Origin of the sequence: Mesorhizobium abyssinicae (assembly GCF_049887195.1) — a bacterium.
GTDB lineage: Bacteria > Pseudomonadota > Alphaproteobacteria > Rhizobiales > Rhizobiaceae > Mesorhizobium > Mesorhizobium abyssinicae.
Window position 1 is genome coordinate 1 of record NZ_JARAKC010000007.1, and the last position, 15,788, is coordinate 15,788.

The following is a 15,788-nucleotide window of genomic DNA, read 5'->3' on the forward strand; positions in this document are numbered from 1 at the left end:
CGTGGCCGTCATGCGAAAGCTGCTGACCATTCTCAACGCCATCATCCGCGACCAAAAACCATGGCAAACAGCTTGACAGCCAAGACAGTCGCTCTCCCCGTATAGTGACGGGGAGAGGGGCGCTCTCTTCGATGATTTCGCCAATTTCGAATGTTGCTAGAAAGGCGCCGAGGCTGCGGTCAGCCCTTTCTCCCCGTCACTATACGGGGAGAAATGCCCGGCAGGGCGATGAGGGGCAGCGCCGACTTATGAAAAGAGAGCGGGTCAAAAGCAAAAACGCCACCGACCAGCCGCGGCGCTTTCGGTAGGTATTCGCTCATCTTCACCCCTGCAGCTTGGGCTTCATGCCGCCTTCCGGCTCCGGCCCTTCTTGCGGCGGCCGCCGGTGCCGGCCTTGCTCGCATCTGCGGGAGCGATCGGCATCGTCAACTCGCCCACGCTTCCACCGCCAGGCTTTGTAGTAGCTCGCAAAAATTCTGATTGAACATATGCAGAACAAACAGTATACAAAAAGACATCGATCTCGTTAGCAACCCGGAGGGTCTTATGTCTAGTTTGAAATTGGCCGTATTGGCTGTGACGGCATTGGTTGCGGGGGGCGTCGCCCCTGCAAGCGCACTGACGATGAAGGAATGCGGAGAGACCTATCGCGCAGCCAAGGAAGGCGGCACTCTGAACGGCATGGACTGGGCCGCTTTCCGCAAGGAGAAATGTGCGATGCCCGTTGCGGAGAGTGTCAGCACGGATACGGTCATAACCGAGCCGCAGCCGAAAAAGGAAACCAGCGCGGCGGTCGCGCCCACCGTAGCGCCGGCGGGCGTGACATTCCCGACCACGCTGTCCGCCGAGTTCAAGACCGAAAAGCCCGCGAAGGCGCGGATGAAGACCTGCCTGCAGGGGTACCACGGCAACAAGGAGGCAGGTACGTTGAACGGCCTTCGTTGGATCCAGAAGGGCGGCGGCTATTACAGCCTATGCAATGCGCGGCTGAAAGCTGAATCATAAAAATCGGATACGGCGGATAAAGCGATTCCCACAGCCGCCAAGCCGTCATCCTCGGGCCTGTCCCGAGGATGACGCTACAACGTACATTCGGCGCGTCTCCTGATCTACAACGCGTCGCGGGAAGCCGTCGGGTAGCTCAAACCAAAGAATAGAGCGCTTCTGCGTTCCCTGAAACGGTGAAGCGCTCTGATCTCGACTAGCCCTGCGGCTGGGGCTCCATGCCGCCTTCGGGTTCCGGGCCCTTCTTGCGGCGGCCGCCGGTGCCGGCCTTCGGCACGGCCGAGCCGCGGCTGGGCGGCGTGTCGTCTCCGAGGTCGCGGGCCGGCTTGTGACCGGCGATCAACTGCTTGATCTCTTCGCCGGTCAGCGTCTCGTATTCGAGCAGCCCTTGCGCCAGTGCGATCCATTCCTTCTTCTTCTTGGTCAGGATGGCCTTGGCCGTCGAATAGGCGTCGTCGATCAGCCGGCGCACCTCGGCGTCGATGATCTGCGCCGTCTCTTCCGAGATGTTCTGCGTGCGCGCCACTGAATGGCCGAGGAAGACCTCTTCCTGGTTGTCGCCATAGGCGACATGGCCGAGCTTGTCGGAGAAGCCCCAGCGCGTGACCATGGCGCGCGCCAGTTTGGTCGCCTGCTCGATGTCGGAGGAGGCGCCGGAGGTGATGTTCTCCTTGCCGAACTTGAACTCCTCGGCGACACGGCCGCCCATCATGATGGCGAGGCGCGAGACCATGTACTTGTAGCTCATCGAATAGCGATCGCCTTCCGGCAGCTGCATGACCATGCCCAGCGCGCGGCCGCGCGGGATGATCGTCGCCTTGTGCAGCGGGTCGGCTGTCGGCACGTTGAGCGCCAGGATGGCATGGCCGGCCTCGTGATAGGCGGTCAGCTCCTTCTCGGCCTGGGTCATCGCCGACGAGCGGCGCTCCGCGCCCATCATGATCTTGTCCTTGGCGTCCTCGAACTCGGCCATGGTGACGAGGCGCTTGTTGCGCCGCGCCGCCATCAGCGCGGATTCGTTGACGAGGTTCATCAGGTCGGCGCCGGAGAAGCCGGGCGTGCCGCGCGCGATGACCTTGAGGTCGACATTGGGCGCCAGCGGCACGTTGCGCACATGCACCTTGAGGATCTTCTCGCGGCCGACGATGTCGGGGTTCGGCACTACCACCTGGCGGTCGAAGCGGCCGGGCCTCAGCAGCGCCGGGTCGAGCACGTCGGGCCGGTTGGTGGCGGCGATCAGGATGATGCTTTCGTTGGACTCGAAGCCGTCCATCTCGACCAGCAACTGGTTCAGCGTCTGCTCGCGCTCGTCATTGCCGCCGCCCAGCCCTGCGCCGCGATGCCGGCCGACAGCGTCGATTTCGTCGATGAAGATGATGCAGGGCGCGTTCTTCTTGGCCTGGTCGAACATGTCGCGGACGCGGGATGCGCCGACGCCGACGAACATTTCGACGAAGTCCGAGCCGGAGATGGTGAAGAACGGCACGTTGGCCTCGCCGGCGACCGAGCGGGCAAGCAGCGTCTTGCCAGTGCCGGGAGGGCCGACGAGCAGAACGCCGCGCGGGATCTTGCCGCCGAGGCGCTGGAACTTCTGCGGGTCGCGCAGGAACTCGACGATCTCTTCCAGGTCTTCCTTGGCCTCGTCGACGCCGGCGACGTCCTGGAAGGTGACGCGGCCATGCGCCTCGGTCAGAAGCTTGGCCTTCGACTTGCCGAAGCCCATGGCGCGTCCGGAGCCGGACTGCATCTGGCGCATGAAGAATATCCAGACGCCGAGGATCAGGATCATCGGCAGCCACGAGATCAGGTAGCCGAACAGCGAGTTGGAACCGTCGGATTCAGGCCGGGCGTTGATGGTGACGTTCTTGTCCTGCAACCGCGACACCAGCGACGGATCGCCAGGCGAATAGGTCTGGAAGCCGGTCGAACTGTCGGTGTAGGTGCCGGAAATGCGGGCACCGGCGATGGTCACCGTCTTGACCCGTCCAGCCGCGACATCCTGCAGGAACTGCGAATAGGCGACCTCGCTCGAGGCGCCGCGCGTCTGCGGCGTCTGGAACAGGTTGAACAGGGCGATGAGCAGGACCGCTATGATCGCCCAGAGCGCGAGGTTGCGATAATTCGGATTCATCTATTGTCCCGTTGGGCGTCCGCGGACGGACACGCATGATCAGAGGAAGCTTGGGCCTAACATAGGGAGAGCGCCTCCCCTTGCCAAGCATAACAGCACGTGTGGGTTAAGCTTTCGCCCAACCATCAGCCGGCACTGTGGCCGTGGAAAGGCAAGGCCGGGAGCGGCGGCGCGCCGATCAGCCGGGCCACGGCGGCGGCGGGCGCAAGATCGAAGGACGGCAGGAAGCGCGCGAACGGCGCCACGACGGGAGCGATCCCGACCTGCGGCGGCACCCCAGCCTCGCCTGGAAAGCCGAGGCATTCCGCCCCGAGCCACAGCGCGGGCTCGGCGGCAAGGGCTGCACGTGCAAGGCTCGGCGGCGTGCCGTCCTCGGCGACGGTCCGCTTTGCCGCGGCCGCCGTGCCCAGCGGCGCGATCAACAATCGGCTTTCCCTGTCGGCCAATGTGATCCGCCGCCGACCATCCCAGAGGCCCTCGCTGGCGGCCGGCGCCAGCTCTGGCAAACCGCGCGACTCCCGGCGCAGGAAGATGCCGGAACGCCGTGCATCGAGCACCGTCCGCGACAATGTGGCGCAAAGCGATCCGGCCCGAAGTCGATCGAACAGCGCCTGGCTGCGGGCCGCGTCCGGCAGGAAGGAAACGCCGCCGATCGTCGCGAGCAGAATGCGCAAGGCATAGACAGCACTCGCAACGTCGCCGAGCGCGGCGAAGGCCGGATCGAGGCGAACGAGGCCCTGGGCCGCCATGCTGGCAAGATCGCGGATCAGCAGGGCGGCGCGCCGGCCAAGCTCTTCACGGCTGGCGGCGGCCTGCCCGGCCGACGCCATCGCCTCCGCGAACCGCCGCGCGCCGTCGTCGCCGGCAAGTGTGGCCCTGACGCGCGGCCGCTCGAAATGCCGATCGAGATTGGTCGGGTCCTCGGCCCAGGCGATGTTGCGGCGGCGCAGCACTTCGCGCAGCGCCGCGCGCCGCGTGCCAAGCAGCGGCCTGACGATCCAGCGTTGCCAGTCGTGGAGCGTAGCCGGCGCCATTCCGGCAACGCCGCGCCCGCCCTCGTCGTCGATCTCCTTTTCACGTCGCGCCTCTTCACGGCCCCCTTGTTCACGCGCTTGCCGCATGAGCACCGTTTCGGCCTGGTCGTCGGCGGTGTGGCCGGTGAGGATGAGGCCAATGCCTTCCGCTTGCGCCGCCTCGGCCAGCAGCCGGTAGCGCGCCTCGCGCGCAGCGGCGGGCAGGCCGGACGACGGCTTCTTGCCCGACCAGACGAGGGTGCGGTGCGCGATGCCGCGCTCGGCGCAAAGCCTGGCCACTTCGCGCGCTTCCGCCGCCGAGCCTTGCCGCAGATCGTGGTCGATTGTCACCGCCAGCAGCCTGGTCGCAGGCGCGACGCGGTCGAGATGGGTCTTGAGGAGGATGAGAAGGGCGGTAGAGTCGCTGCCGCCGGACACGGCTACAACGGCGCCGTCAGAAAAATCGATATCAGAAAAAAGCCGTTCCGAAAGGTCAGGCTCGGCGTCGAGCATCACCGCATGTCGTCCGAAACAGGTCCCGGCTTTGGGACGACGACATGCAAAGGAGCTAGCACGCCGCGAGCGCCCGTTCCTGCTTGACCCGCTCCTTGAGCGCGCTGGAGATATCGGGGTAGCGCTTGCCGATCTCGCCGAAAGTGGCGCACGCCACGTCGTTCTGCTTCAGCCCGACCAGCGACACACCGAGCTTCAGGAGCATGTCGGGCGCCTTCTTGGCCTTCGGGTAGTCCTTGCTGGCGGCGAGGAAGACCTCGGCCGCGTCGCGATATTTCTGCTGCCCGAGCAGCGACTCACCCAGCCAGTAATGAGCGTCCGCCGCCTTTGTATCCTTCGGGAAGCGGCTGATGTGATCGCGGAAACCTTGCTCGGCCGTGCCATAGTCGCCCGACAGGATGAACTGGTAGGAGTTGCGGTAAAGCTCGTCCGGATCGTTGGTGGAAGGCAGTGCCGCGACCACCGTGCCGCCGGACTTGCCAGCCTTGGCGTCGGTTGCCGGCGCGGGGGCCGCCGGTGCGGTCTCGGCAGGGGCGCTGGCCTGGGTGTTTCCATCGGCGTTGACCACATTGCCGTTCTTGTCGACGGTGATGGTGCCGAACGTCTTCGGCGGCGCGCCGGTGATCACCTTGCCGGGGTCGCCGGTCTGCGACTCGACGATGACCTCGCCGACGCTCTGGCCGCCGTCGGATTGATTGCCGGCATCGGCCGGCGCTTGCGTCGCCGGAGCCTCGGCGACGCTGTTGTCGGTGCCGCTTTCGGAATTGCCATCGCTGTTGGGAGCCGGTGTGGCGTCCGACTTCTTCTGGCTGGCCGGCTGCTGCCCGCCTTGCGTGCCGCCCTCGAGCTGCTGGAAGCGGAATTCGTTGTCTTCCTGCTGCTTGCGGATCTGCTCCTGCATCTGCAGGATCTGGAAATTGAGTTCCTCGATCTTGCCGTTCATCTGCCTGAGCTGGTCTTCCAGGCCGGTGGCGCTGGCGCCATCCTGCTGCGCGACCTGCTGCTGCTCCGGCTTCTTCTTCTCGCCAAAGATGCCAAGCGTCGGCAGGTGGAAGGAAAACCCACTATCGGCAGGCTGCCCGGTGCCGGCTGCCGGGGCGGCGATGCTGGATAGGAGCAGCAGCGCAAGCGTGCCGCTGAGGACCGTTCTGAAGTGCATTATGTCTCTCGCCGTGAAATTGATAGCCCGTTGCGCCCTTCCGATTCCGAGTGGGACCAAGCGCCCTCGGCTCATAGCAGGGCGCGAGACTTCGGCCAAATTTTGTTTCAGGGCGCTGGATATGAAAAAGGCGGCCAAATGGCCGCCTTTCGCATATTGCTGTTGTATTTTTGCCGCCCACAGCGCCGCGCGTCGTCAGACGCGCAAAGGACGCTGTGGCACTTTTGGATTGACGCATGATCCTTTCCGAAAATCGAATCCGATTTTCGGGGTCATGCGTCAGGAGCCGGCGCCGGAGAGCGTGGTGACGGCGCGGCGGTTCTGCGACCAGCAGGAGATGTCGTCGCAGACGGCGACCGGGCGCTCCTTGCCGTAGGAGATCGTCTTCAGGCGCTGGGCCGAAACGCCCTTGGAGACCAGGAAGTCGCGGGTGGCGGCGGCGCGGCGAGCGCCGAGCGCCAGATTGTACTCACGCGTGCCGCGCTCGTCGGCATGGCCTTCGATGACGATGGCATACTGCTTGTACTGGTTCAGCCACTGCGCCTGGCGGCCAAGAGTCGTCTGCGCGTCGGCGCGGATCGACGAGGAGTCGGTATCGAAGAAAATGCGGTCGCCGATATTGACGGTGAAGTCCTGCGCGGAACCCGGCGTGGCGGCGCCGGCGCCGTTGAGGCCGAGATCGGCCGCGCTGTTCGGGGTCTTCTTCGAGGCGCAACCGGTGATGGCGAGTGCCGCCACCAGCGCGATCATGGCCGGGTTTCTGGTAAGTGCTGCGATACGGCCCATGCCGCCTCTCCTTCGCATTCGAGTGATTTCGTTGATCACCCAGTAACCACGTTTGGGTTAACCGGCATTCAAGAAACACGGTTAATATTTGGTTTTAGGCCGCCGTCCGCGGCCGTAACGCCCACGCATTACCAAGGGCGACAATGCGCGCGGACCGTAGGCGGAAATGCGGCCAAAACATGAAAAAAGAGGGAAATGGGGAACTGGAGAATTGAAGAACTGGAGAAAAGAGGGCACTTCAGCGACCCTCTGAGATTCACCAGCATTCCGTAGATCTGATTGTAGGACCGTAGCCACTCGTCGAGCTGTGTCTTAGAGATGTACTCAAGGTCGAACGCGTAGGAGATCCATGTCTCGACTTCGCTGCACGACCCCATAGCCATTGAAATGAAGCGAGCGAATTCCGCTTTGGAATGAGGTTGCTTGGCAAAGCCCTCAGCCAAGTTGGCGCAGATGGCCTTGCTCGAGCGACGCGACTGATCGGCTAGCGCGTATTGCTCGATCTTCGGAAACGCCAACGTGGCTTTGTGAATTTCAAGAGAAACTGCGTACGCCCGCTTATAGACCTCCAAGTCCCTTGCACGTCCAACGTAGCTTCCCCGCTTCTCCATTTCTTCAGTTCTTCAATTGCCCAATTCTCCAATTCCCCATTCCCTCCCCCTCACTCCAGCAGCGGCGACCAGGCCGGGTCGGAAGCGAAGTTCGAGGTCGGGATCGACTGCTCGTTGCGGCCGGTGAGGTCGACCGAAACCAGCTTCGGGCCGCCGGCCGAGTCGCGGAAGAACATCAGCACGCGGCCGTTGGGCGCCCAGGTCGGCCCCTCCTGCTGGAAGCCGGACGACAGAATGCGCTCGCCCGAGCCGTCGGTCTTCATGACGCCGATCTGGAACTCGCCGCCGGTCTGCTTGGTGAAGGCGATGAGGTCGCCGCGCGGCGACCACACCGGCGTCGAATAGACGCCATCGCCGAAGGAGATGCGGGTCTGGCCGGAGCCGTCGGCGCCCATCACATAGATCTGCGCGCGGCCGCCACGGTCGGAAGTGAACACCACCTGGCTGCCGTCGGGCGAATAGGACGGCGAGGTATCGATGGCGGTGGAATTGGTCAGCCTTGTGGTCGAGCGGCTCCTCAGGTCCATGGCGAAGATGTTGGAATTGCCGTCGTCGCGCAGCAGGCTCATGATCACCTTCTGGCCGTCGGGCGAGAAGCGCGGCGCAAACGTCATGCCGGGGAAGTTGCCGACCAGTTCGCGCTGCCCGGTCTCGATCTGCAGGAGATAGACCTTCGGCTGGCCGCTCTCATAGGACATGTAGGTGATTTCCTGCCGGTTCGGCGAGAAGCGCGGCGTCAGCACGATCGAGCGGCCGTCGGAGAGATAGCGCACGTTGGCGCCGTCCTGGTCCATGATGGCGAGCCGCTTCTTGCGCGCGTTCTTGGCGCCGGATTCGTCGATGAAGACGACGCGCGTGTCGAAATAGCCCTTTTCGCCGGTAATCTTCTCATAGATCGCATCGGCGATGATATGAGCGACACGGCGCTGATTGGCGTCGTTGGCGAAAAACTGCTCGCCGGCCAACTGCGTGTTGCCAAAAATATCCCACAGCCGGTACTGGGCGCGGATGCGGCCGTCCGCCTCCTTGCTCACGCTGCCGGTCACCAGCGCCTGCGCGTTGATGACCTTCCAGTCCTCGTAGCGCGGCGCCGCATCCGGGTTGGTGATCTTTTCGACAAAAGCGGCCTTGTCGATCGGCGCGAACAGTCCTGACCGTTTCAGATCGGCGGTTACGATCTCCGAAATCTGCGCGCCAAGCTCTCCCTGAAAGTCGGGGATGGCGATCGGCATCGGCTCGACATTGCCTCTGTTGACGTTGAGCTCGAGAGTTGCTCGAGCAGGCAAGGTGGCGACAGAAATCATGCCCATCGCCATTGCGGCGACCATCAGGAGCGGCTTGAGGATGGCTTTCATGTCTTCTCGCTTCTCTTGCTGATTTTTTGGGTGCTCAGGCTACAGGCCAAGCATCGCTCTCGGATCAAAGTTGACGCGGACATCGGACCATATGTCCTGCTTACCGGCGGGCACCTGCAGCCCGGCGACATCACATTTCTGCACGGCGCGAACCGCACTGGCGTCGAACTGGGGGTTGCCGCTGGACTTTTCGATAGTCGGGCGGCCTTCCAACTTACCGGAGGCGTTCAGGTTGAAGCGAACGACCACGGTGAAATCCTCGGAACCTTCGAGGCCGACCGGAAGGGTCCAGCAATGGCCGAGCTGATCTTCCAACGCGCCTTGTTCCGACCTGGAGAGTTTCTGGCCCTGATCCTTTTCGCCGCCCAGCGAGGCCTGCTGTGTCGAGCGCTTGGCGCCGCCACCGGAAGGCTTCTGCTTGTCGAGCAGCGCCGTTATCTCGTCGGCGTTGAACTGCTTGTCTTCCGACTTCGGCTTCGACGACGCTTCCTTGACCGGCTTGTCGGCGTCCTTGCGGTCCGGCGCCTTGGCGCTCTCGGCCTGGGCCGGCTGGGGCTTCGGCCGTGCCTCGGGCGCGGGCGCTGAGTCCGGGAGCTTGGCCTCCTCGGTCGGCGGTTCCTGGGCAATCGCCTCGGCGACGGCGTCCGGCTTGACCTCTTCCTTCGGCTGGATGGCCGCGGTCTTGTCCGGCTGCGGCGCTGGTGTCGGCTCCTTGGCCGGCGTCGGCTTCGGTTCCACCTGCTTGACCGGCTCGGGCTTGACCTCTTCCTTTGGCTGCGGCACCGGCGCCACTTCCGTCGCCGGCGTCGGCTTCGGCGCTTCCTTCGGCTTCGGTGCGTCTTCGGGCTTCGGCTTCTCGGTCGGCGTTGGCGCCGGCGGTGGCGCCGACGTCAGGTCGACCGGCTTCGGCTTGGCCTCGTCCGTGATCGGCTTGTCGGTGTCGACGCTGTTTTCACCGACCTTCTGCGCATCGGGAACAATGTCCGGGCGCTTGGTCGGCGTCGGTGCCGGCTTGTCATGCATCACCGCCTTCTTGTCGCCTTGCAGCGTCTGCGCGATGGCCTCCATCGGCACGATGTCGACCGCTACCGACTCGACATCGGACGCGGGCATGGCAGGCGGCGACGACAGCGTGAACAGCCCGAAGGCCAACGCTACCGTGTGCAAGATCACCGATGTGGTGAGTCCCGTCCTCATCTTGCTTCTACTGATCCTGTTCCTGCAGCGAAACCAGACCGATGTTCTTGTATCCGGCCGCCGAAATGCGGGCCATCACCTTCATGGCGGTGCCGTAGTCCGTCAGCTTGTCGCCACGGATGAAGATGCGCTCGTCATAACCGGTCTTGGAGATCGCCTGCAGCTTGGCCACCAGCTCCTCGATCGGGATCTCGGTTTCCTGCAGATAGATCTGGCCGGAAGCGTTGATCGAGACGGTGATCGGCTGGGTGTCGACGTTCATCGCCTTGGCCTGCGTATCCGGCAGGTCGATCGGCACGCCGACCGTCAAGAGCGGCGCCGCGACCATGAAGATGATCAGCAGCACCAGCATCACGTCGACCATCGGCGTGACGTTGATTTCCGACATCAGACCGTGATGGCGGCCGCGCCGCCTGTGGCCGCGCCCGCCGCGTCCCGCCATGCCTACGGACATACCCATGATCGTACCTCAGGCCTTCTGCGCGACTTTTTCATCGATTTGCCGCGAGAGTATGGCGGAGAACTCGTCGGAGAACCCTTCCATGCGCACGGCGATCTTGTTCGCGTCGGATGACAGCTTGTTGTAGGCGATGACGGCCGGGATGGCCGCGAGCAGGCCGATGGCGGTGGCGAGCAGCGCCTCGGCGATGCCGGGTGCGACCACCGACAGGCTGGTATTCTTCGAAGCGGCGATGGCCTGGAACGAGGTCATGATACCGATGACGGTGCCGAACAGGCCGATGAAGGGCGCGGCCGAACCGGTGGTGGCGAGGAAGCCGAGCCGTCCCTCCAGCCGCTCCATCTCGCGCGTCAGCGCCAGGTCCATCGCCTTGTCGATGCGGGTCTGCAGGCCAAGCGGCGACTTGGCGCCCTTCTCGAAGCTCTTCTTCCATTCGCGCATGGCGGCGACGAAGATCGCGCCCATGCCGGTGGTCTTGCGGTCGGCGAGCGTGCGATAGAGCTCTTCCAGCGACTGTCCCGACCAGAACACCTGCTCGAAGCGGTTGAGGGCAAGCCGCATGCGGCCATAGGCGACGAGCTTGTCGACGATGATCGCCCAGGTCCAGATCGAGGCGCAGAGCAGTCCGATCATGACCAGCTTGACGACCCAGCTGGCCTGCATGAACAGCGCCCAAATCGATAAATGCGCGCCCGGTTCGGCGAGTGCGATGTTTTCCATGGTTACGTCCTTAGATTTTCCGGGCGTCGCTGGCGGCTGGGCCCATGGGCATCCCTTGTGGTCCGTTCGCGCGAGCTTGAAGCTTGCGGGATCACCCCGAATGCACCGTTTCGCGGCCTTTTCGGGGCAAATATTGGTGAAAGGAAGGCGTTCGGATTCCGCCAATCTTCACCAATCTCTTCATGAACCGTTATGGTTAAGGATGGGTTATGATATGAAGCGCGGCGCATTGCCGCGCCCCCTCATGGCGCGGATGGTGACCGCCAGATCGCCCTGACCAGAGATATCAGCCGTTTGCTCTTGGCATGAAAGCCGCGATCCATTCGCGCGGAAAACGCCTTGGGCGGCCATTCTCGCCGATGATCGCCGCTTCGACCTTGGCCTCGACCAGCACTTCGTCGCCGCGCTTGAGCTGCTGCGCCATGTAGATGCGGGCGCCGGAAATATTCTCGGTGCGCGTCTCGATGGTCAGGATGTCGTCCATGCGGGCGGGGCTTTTGAAGTCGATCTCCATGCGCCTGACCACCCAGACGATGCGTTCGCCATGCTTGCCGTCGGCAAGCTCGGTGTGGTGGACGCCGGCGAGCCTCAGATAATCGGAGCGGCCGCGCTCGAAGAATTCGAGATAGCGGGCGTGATAGACGACGCCGGAGAAATCGGTATCGGCATAGTAGACCCGCGCCATCAGCCGATGGCCGAATTCCGTCAGCGCGCCGGAAAGCCCGGCGCCGAGCGCCGCCGATTCACCATGATCGTCCATCGCGCTTTCCTTTTCTGGCCCGAGCAGGCAGGTGTTGCGGCGCTGGAACCGGATGGCACTGTTGGGCGCGATGATCAAGACCTTGATGGCGGCACTGCTGGTGCTTGGGGCTTTGGCATTGCCGGCCCATGCCGCGATGTTCTCGATGAAACGCGGCCTCAACCTCGACCAGTGGACGACCTGGGCCGGCGAGGAGAAATGGAACGACCCGACCGCCATCCTGCCCTACCCGGAATGGCGAAAGTTCCTCAAGGAGGATGACCTCAAGGCGCTGAAGGATGCCGGCTTCGACTTCCTGCGCATGCCGGTCGACCCCTCCCCCTTCCTGTCCGACGAGACGCTTGCGCTGCGCGACGACCTCTACGCCAGCGTGCTGGACTCGGCGCGCATGATCAACCGCGCCGGGCTGAAGGTGATCGTCGACATGCATCTGATCCCGGCCGGCGGCAACCGCAAGATCGGCATGGGGCAGGTGATGGACGACCCCGGGACCTTCGACGCCTATGTCGATATGGTGCGCAAGATGGCGCGCACGCTGTCAAACGAGGATCCGGGCCAGGTCGCTTTCGAGCCGATGAACGAGCCGATCGTCGACTGCGACGGCGACGGCACAAATCTGTGGCCGGAGCGCCAGAAGAAACTGTTCGCGGCGGCGCGCTCCTCGGCCACCAGGCTGACGCTGATCCTCACCGGCGCGTGCTATTCCAACGCCGCGTCACTGGCCAGGATCGACCCGAAGCTGATCGCCGACGACAACATCATCTGGACCTTTCATTCCTACGATCCGTTCCTGCTCACCCATCAGGGCGCGACCTGGGCCGGCGACTTCATCCGCTATGTCACCGGCCTGCCCTTTCCGCTGACGGCCGTGCCGCGCGCGCAGCTCGACGTGGCGCTGGACACGATCCGCGCCCGCATCAGGGCCGAGGCGCCATGGACGCGGCGAAGCGGCATGCTTGCCTATCTCGACGAGCAGGTCGCCAGCATGGATACGGACGACAAGCTGCTCGCCATCATGGACGCGCCGTTCAAGACCGTCGAAGCATGGGCGAAGGCCAACGGGATAAGACCGGAAAACATCACGCTCGGCGAGTTCGGCATGATCCGCCAGGAATATGGCAACGGCTATGTGATGCCCGCCGAATACCGCGCCGCCTATGTCAGGCAGATGATCGCGCGCGCCGAGGCGCACGGCTTCTCCTGGTCGGTATGGGGCTATGGCGGCGCCTTCGGCATCGTCGATGCCTTCAATGGCGACAAGGCGGAACCCGCCGTGATGGATGCGATCCGCTCGCTGCCATGACGAGGGCCGGTTGAGCAGCAGCGCGCCTTAGCCGAGATCGATCTGCAGGATCTCCGGCCGCATGCCGAAGCGCACCGGCATGATGCTGAAGCCGAGCCCGCCGGAGACGATCAGGTTGCGGTCGTTCTCGACGACATGGCCATAGGCGAAGCGATTGCCATAGGCCGAAGGCACGACCGGCGAATAGCCCAATAGCCTGACCTGCCCGCCATGGGTGTGGCCGGAGAGGGTCAGCGAAACCCGCCACGGCACTTGCGGGAAGATGTCGGGTTCATGCGCGAGCAGGATGATGGGAGCGTTGTCGCTCACCTTGGCCAGCGTGCCGTCAAGGTCGTCCAGTCCCTTGAAATCGGTCCGCCCCCAGGCCCGGCCGGGGCGCAGTGCCAGTTGATCCGCAAGTCCGGCGAGCCAGAAGCCGTGCCCGTCTTTTTCCAGGCGTACGACATCGTTCTCCAACACCGGGATGCCGACCCGCTCCAGCGCCTTGCGCGCCACCGTCGGTCCGGCCCCGGCCCTTTGCGCGACGGGATCGTGCCACCAGTCGTGGTTGCCGAGAATCGCCTTGACGCCGAGCGGCGCTTTCAAGCCGGACAGGGCGGAGGCCCATTCGGAGGCAGGCACCTGGTCGGTCACCAGACGCATGCCGGCGACATAGTCGCCGAGCAGCACGATGAGATCCGGCTGCAACGCGTTTGCCTCGGCGGCAAGCGAGGCGATCCGCTCTGGCGTCATCCACGGGCGGCAGGCATGGACGTCGGCCAGAGCCACGACGCGTAGCTTGAGGCCCGCCGGCCAGTGCGGCGGCGTCAGGGAATAGCGCTTCACATGCGTCAACATCATCGGCTCGATGCCGACCGCATAGGCGCCGAGCGACACCATCGACAGGAACGAGCCGCCGATGAGGCGCAGGAAGCCACGTCTGGTGATCATTGCTCCGCCCCGGCCCCTTGGTATGGCGATTGCATCAAGCTAGAGGCGGCAATTGTGCCTTCAGCTTGGCCGCGGCGAGCAGATTTTGCGCAGACGAGCCGTTCCCCAAACAACTTAGGGAACAAATCTCCGTTACTCCTCCTGGAACAGGCTGATCTGCTGCTGCGCCAGATCCTTTGGCGCCTCGAGGCCGAGATGGCGCCAGGCATTGGCCGTCAGCACACGGCCGCGCGGCGTGCGCTGGATGAAGCCCTGCTGGATCAGATAAGGCTCGATGATGTCCTCGATGGCGTCGCGCGGCTCCGACAGCCCCGCCGCGATGGTCTCGATGCCGACCGGCCCGCCGCCGAAATTGCGGGCGATCATCGACAGATAGCGCCGGTCGAGCGCGTCGAGGCCGAGCCCGTCGACCTCAAGCCTGGTCAGCGCCTCGTCGGCGATCCGGCGGTCGACATGGCCATCGCCGGCGACCGACGCGAAGTCGCGCACGCGACGCAGCAGCCGGCCGGCGATGCGTGGCGTGCCGCGCGCCCGCCTGGCGATCTCCAGCGCGCCGTCGTCGCCGAGCGGCATCGACAGGATGCGGGCGCCGCGGCGCACGATCTGCTCCAGCTCCTCGACCGTGTAGAAATTGAGCCGCACCGGAATGCCGAAACGGTCGCGCAGCGGATTGGTCAACAGCCCAAGCCGCGTGGTGGCGGCAACCAGCGTGAAGCGGGCGAGATCGATCTTGACCGAGCGCGCCGCCGGCCCCTCGCCGATGATCAGGTCGAGCTGGAAATCCTCCATCGCCGGATAGAGGATTTCCTCCACCGCCGGATTGAGGCGGTGGATCTCGTCGATGAACAGCACGTCGCGGTCTTCGAGATTGGTGAGCAGCGCGGCCAAATCGCCGGCCTTGGCGATGACCGGCCCGGACGTCGAGCGGAAATTGACGCCGAGCTCGCGCGCCATGATCTGCGCCAGCGTCGTCTTGCCGAGGCCGGGCGGGCCGACGAACAGCACATGGTCGAGCGCCTCGCCTCGTCCCTTGGCGGCATCGACGAAGACCTTGAGATTGGCCCGAACCGCCGCCTGGCCAACGAACTCGTCAAGCGTTTGCGGCCGCAAGGTCTGGTCGGCATCCTCGCCGCGCTTGTCGGGGGCAATGAGGCGGGGCGAAAGGTTCATGCCGCTTTCCTTGCATACGGCAGGGACCAGAACAAGCGTCGCCTCACCGCGCCAGTTCCTTCAGCCCGAAGCGGATCAATTTCGAGGCGTCGGCGCCCTCGCCGGCCGACTTCAGCGCCGCCGACACCGCGTTGGCGGCGATGTCGCGCGAATAGCCCAGATTGACCAGCGCCGAGACGGCGTCGGTGATCGGCGCCGGCGCCACGCCCTCGCCGAGTTCCTGCTTCAGCCCGATCGTGCCGGAGGCGGCGCCCGCATATGCCGGCGCCTTGGCCTTCAACTCGGTGACGATGCGCTCGGCCACCTTCTTGCCGACGCCCGGCGCGCGCGACACCATGGCGATGTCGCGCAACGCGATCGCATTGGCGAGGTCGGCCGGCGCCAGCGTCGAGAGGATGGCCAGCGCCACCTTGGCGCCGACGCCCTGCACGTTGTTCATCAAGAGCCGAAACCATTCCCGCTCCAGCGCCGACTGGAAGCCGTAGAGCCGGATCATGTCCTCGCGCACATAGGTCTCGATGAACAGCACCACCGCCTCGCCGGGCGCCGGCAGCGAGGCCAGCGTGCGCGCCGAGCAATGGGCGACGTAACCGACGCCATGCACGTCGACGACGCAGAAATCCTCGTCGATCTCGTCCAGCGTCCCCTTCAGCTTGCCGATCATGTCCGGGAACT

Annotated in this window: 16 protein-coding genes; 2 read left to right on the top strand and 14 right to left on the bottom strand. The window is 64.5% G+C overall.

Annotation, left to right across the window (positions count from 1 at the left end):
• Positions 1–179: 179 nt before the first annotated feature.
• Positions 180–320: a hypothetical protein gene (locus tag PU724_RS16725; RefSeq protein WP_354422993.1), complete on the bottom strand. Its 141-nt coding sequence runs from the start codon at positions 318–320 to the stop codon at positions 180–182.
• A 226-nt stretch (positions 321–546) separates the two neighbouring features.
• Between PU724_RS16725 and PU724_RS16730 the strand changes: the two genes are divergently transcribed.
• On the top strand, positions 547–1,005 hold the full coding sequence (locus tag PU724_RS16730) for a hypothetical protein (protein ID WP_354422995.1): 459 nt from the start codon (positions 547–549) through the stop codon (positions 1,003–1,005).
• Positions 1,006–1,201: 196 nt separating this feature from the next.
• On the opposite strand, the gene ftsH is transcribed toward PU724_RS16730, so the two are convergent.
• The 10 genes from ftsH to ybgC all read right to left on the bottom strand — a co-directional run bounded on the left by ftsH (position 1,202) and on the right by ybgC (position 11,710).
• The gene (gene ftsH, locus PU724_RS16735; RefSeq protein WP_127311644.1) at positions 1,202–3,136 is read right to left on the bottom strand and encodes an ATP-dependent zinc metalloprotease FtsH; all 1,935 of its coding nucleotides are present in this window, start codon (positions 3,134–3,136) and stop codon (positions 1,202–1,204) included.
• A 125-nt stretch (positions 3,137–3,261) separates the two neighbouring features.
• A complete protein-coding gene (gene tilS / locus PU724_RS16740) occupies positions 3,262–4,662 on the bottom strand; it encodes a tRNA lysidine(34) synthetase TilS (RefSeq protein ID WP_127393191.1) in 1,401 nt (466 codons plus the stop codon).
• Positions 4,663–4,717: 55 nt separating this feature from the next.
• Positions 4,718–5,821 carry a tol-pal system protein YbgF gene (ybgF, locus tag PU724_RS16745; RefSeq protein WP_354422998.1) on the bottom strand — a complete coding sequence of 368 codons (1,104 nt, stop codon included), beginning with the start codon at positions 5,819–5,821 and terminating at the stop codon, positions 4,718–4,720.
• Between the two features lie 279 nt (positions 5,822–6,100).
• Positions 6,101–6,607, bottom strand: coding sequence for a peptidoglycan-associated lipoprotein Pal (pal, locus tag PU724_RS16750; RefSeq protein ID WP_127283767.1), 507 nt, complete (start codon positions 6,605–6,607; stop codon positions 6,101–6,103).
• A gap of 128 nt (positions 6,608–6,735) precedes the next feature.
• Positions 6,736–7,179: a four helix bundle protein gene (locus PU724_RS16755; protein WP_354423000.1), complete on the bottom strand. Its 444-nt coding sequence runs from the start codon at positions 7,177–7,179 to the stop codon at positions 6,736–6,738.
• Positions 7,180–7,268: 89 nt separating this feature from the next.
• Positions 7,269–8,573, bottom strand: coding sequence for a Tol-Pal system beta propeller repeat protein TolB (gene tolB, locus PU724_RS16760; protein ID WP_127283765.1), 1,305 nt, complete (start codon positions 8,571–8,573; stop codon positions 7,269–7,271).
• Positions 8,574–8,612: 39 nt separating this feature from the next.
• Positions 8,613–9,770, bottom strand: a complete 1,158-nt coding sequence (locus PU724_RS16765) for a TonB family protein (protein WP_320255289.1) — start codon at positions 9,768–9,770, stop codon at positions 8,613–8,615.
• Positions 9,771–9,777: 7 nt separating this feature from the next.
• Entirely contained in the window at positions 9,778–10,230 is a 453-nt protein-coding gene (tolR, locus tag PU724_RS16770; protein WP_126057875.1) for a protein TolR, read from the bottom strand.
• Between the two features lie 9 nt (positions 10,231–10,239).
• Positions 10,240–10,950, bottom strand: a complete 711-nt coding sequence (gene tolQ, locus PU724_RS16775; RefSeq protein ID WP_126057874.1) for a protein TolQ — start codon at positions 10,948–10,950, stop codon at positions 10,240–10,242.
• Positions 10,951–11,236: 286 nt separating this feature from the next.
• Positions 11,237–11,710, bottom strand: a complete 474-nt coding sequence (gene ybgC / locus PU724_RS16780; protein WP_127283763.1) for a tol-pal system-associated acyl-CoA thioesterase — start codon at positions 11,708–11,710, stop codon at positions 11,237–11,239.
• A gap of 52 nt (positions 11,711–11,762) precedes the next feature.
• On the opposite strand from ybgC, the gene PU724_RS16785 reads away from it, so the two are divergent.
• Positions 11,763–13,013, top strand: a complete 1,251-nt coding sequence (locus PU724_RS16785; RefSeq protein ID WP_127283762.1) for a glycoside hydrolase family 5 protein — start codon at positions 11,763–11,765, stop codon at positions 13,011–13,013.
• 27 nt (positions 13,014–13,040) lie between these two features.
• Here the strand turns inward: PU724_RS16785 and PU724_RS16790 are convergent, their stop codons facing one another.
• The 3 genes from PU724_RS16790 to ruvA form a co-directional block, all read right to left on the bottom strand.
• Positions 13,041–13,943 carry a metallophosphoesterase gene (locus PU724_RS16790; protein WP_354423004.1) on the bottom strand — a complete coding sequence of 301 codons (903 nt, stop codon included), beginning with the start codon at positions 13,941–13,943 and terminating at the stop codon, positions 13,041–13,043.
• 132 nt (positions 13,944–14,075) lie between these two features.
• Positions 14,076–15,113, bottom strand: a complete 1,038-nt coding sequence (ruvB, locus tag PU724_RS16795) for a Holliday junction branch migration DNA helicase RuvB (RefSeq protein WP_354423006.1) — start codon at positions 15,111–15,113, stop codon at positions 14,076–14,078.
• A gap of 43 nt (positions 15,114–15,156) precedes the next feature.
• Complete coding sequence (gene ruvA, locus PU724_RS16800) at positions 15,157–15,777, bottom strand: Holliday junction branch migration protein RuvA (protein ID WP_354423008.1); 621 nt, start codon at positions 15,775–15,777, stop codon at positions 15,157–15,159.
• Between the last annotated feature and the right edge of the window lie 11 nt (positions 15,778–15,788).

Excerpts from the sequence above, each read along its gene's own strand:
- PU724_RS16730 (WP_354422995.1), top strand. The coding sequence starts at position 547 with ATGTCTAGTTTGAAATTGGCCGTATTGGCTGTGACGGCATTGGTTGCG.
- PU724_RS16725 (WP_354422993.1), bottom strand. The coding sequence starts at position 320 with ATGAGCGAATACCTACCGAAAGCGCCGCGGCTGGTCGGTGGCGTTTTT.
- PU724_RS16765 (WP_320255289.1), bottom strand. The coding sequence starts at position 9,770 with ATGAGGACGGGACTCACCACATCGGTGATCTTGCACACGGTAGCGTTG.
- PU724_RS16790 (WP_354423004.1), bottom strand. The coding sequence starts at position 13,943 with ATGATCACCAGACGTGGCTTCCTGCGCCTCATCGGCGGCTCGTTCCTG.
- tolQ (WP_126057874.1), bottom strand. The coding sequence starts at position 10,950 with ATGGAAAACATCGCACTCGCCGAACCGGGCGCGCATTTATCGATTTGG.
- tolB (WP_127283765.1), bottom strand. The coding sequence starts at position 8,573 with ATGAAAGCCATCCTCAAGCCGCTCCTGATGGTCGCCGCAATGGCGATG.
- tilS (WP_127393191.1), bottom strand. The coding sequence starts at position 4,662 with ATGCTCGACGCCGAGCCTGACCTTTCGGAACGGCTTTTTTCTGATATC.
- tolR (WP_126057875.1), bottom strand. The coding sequence starts at position 10,230 with ATGGGTATGTCCGTAGGCATGGCGGGACGCGGCGGGCGCGGCCACAGG.
- ftsH (WP_127311644.1), bottom strand. The coding sequence starts at position 3,136 with ATGAATCCGAATTATCGCAACCTCGCGCTCTGGGCGATCATAGCGGTC.
- ruvA (WP_354423008.1), bottom strand. The coding sequence starts at position 15,777 with ATGATCGGCAAGCTGAAGGGGACGCTGGACGAGATCGACGAGGATTTC.
- PU724_RS16785 (WP_127283762.1), top strand. The coding sequence starts at position 11,763 with ATGGCACTGTTGGGCGCGATGATCAAGACCTTGATGGCGGCACTGCTG.
- ybgC (WP_127283763.1), bottom strand. The coding sequence starts at position 11,710 with ATGGACGATCATGGTGAATCGGCGGCGCTCGGCGCCGGGCTTTCCGGC.
- ybgF (WP_354422998.1), bottom strand. The coding sequence starts at position 5,821 with ATGCACTTCAGAACGGTCCTCAGCGGCACGCTTGCGCTGCTGCTCCTA.
- ruvB (WP_354423006.1), bottom strand. The coding sequence starts at position 15,113 with ATGAACCTTTCGCCCCGCCTCATTGCCCCCGACAAGCGCGGCGAGGAT.
- pal (WP_127283767.1), bottom strand. The coding sequence starts at position 6,607 with ATGGGCCGTATCGCAGCACTTACCAGAAACCCGGCCATGATCGCGCTG.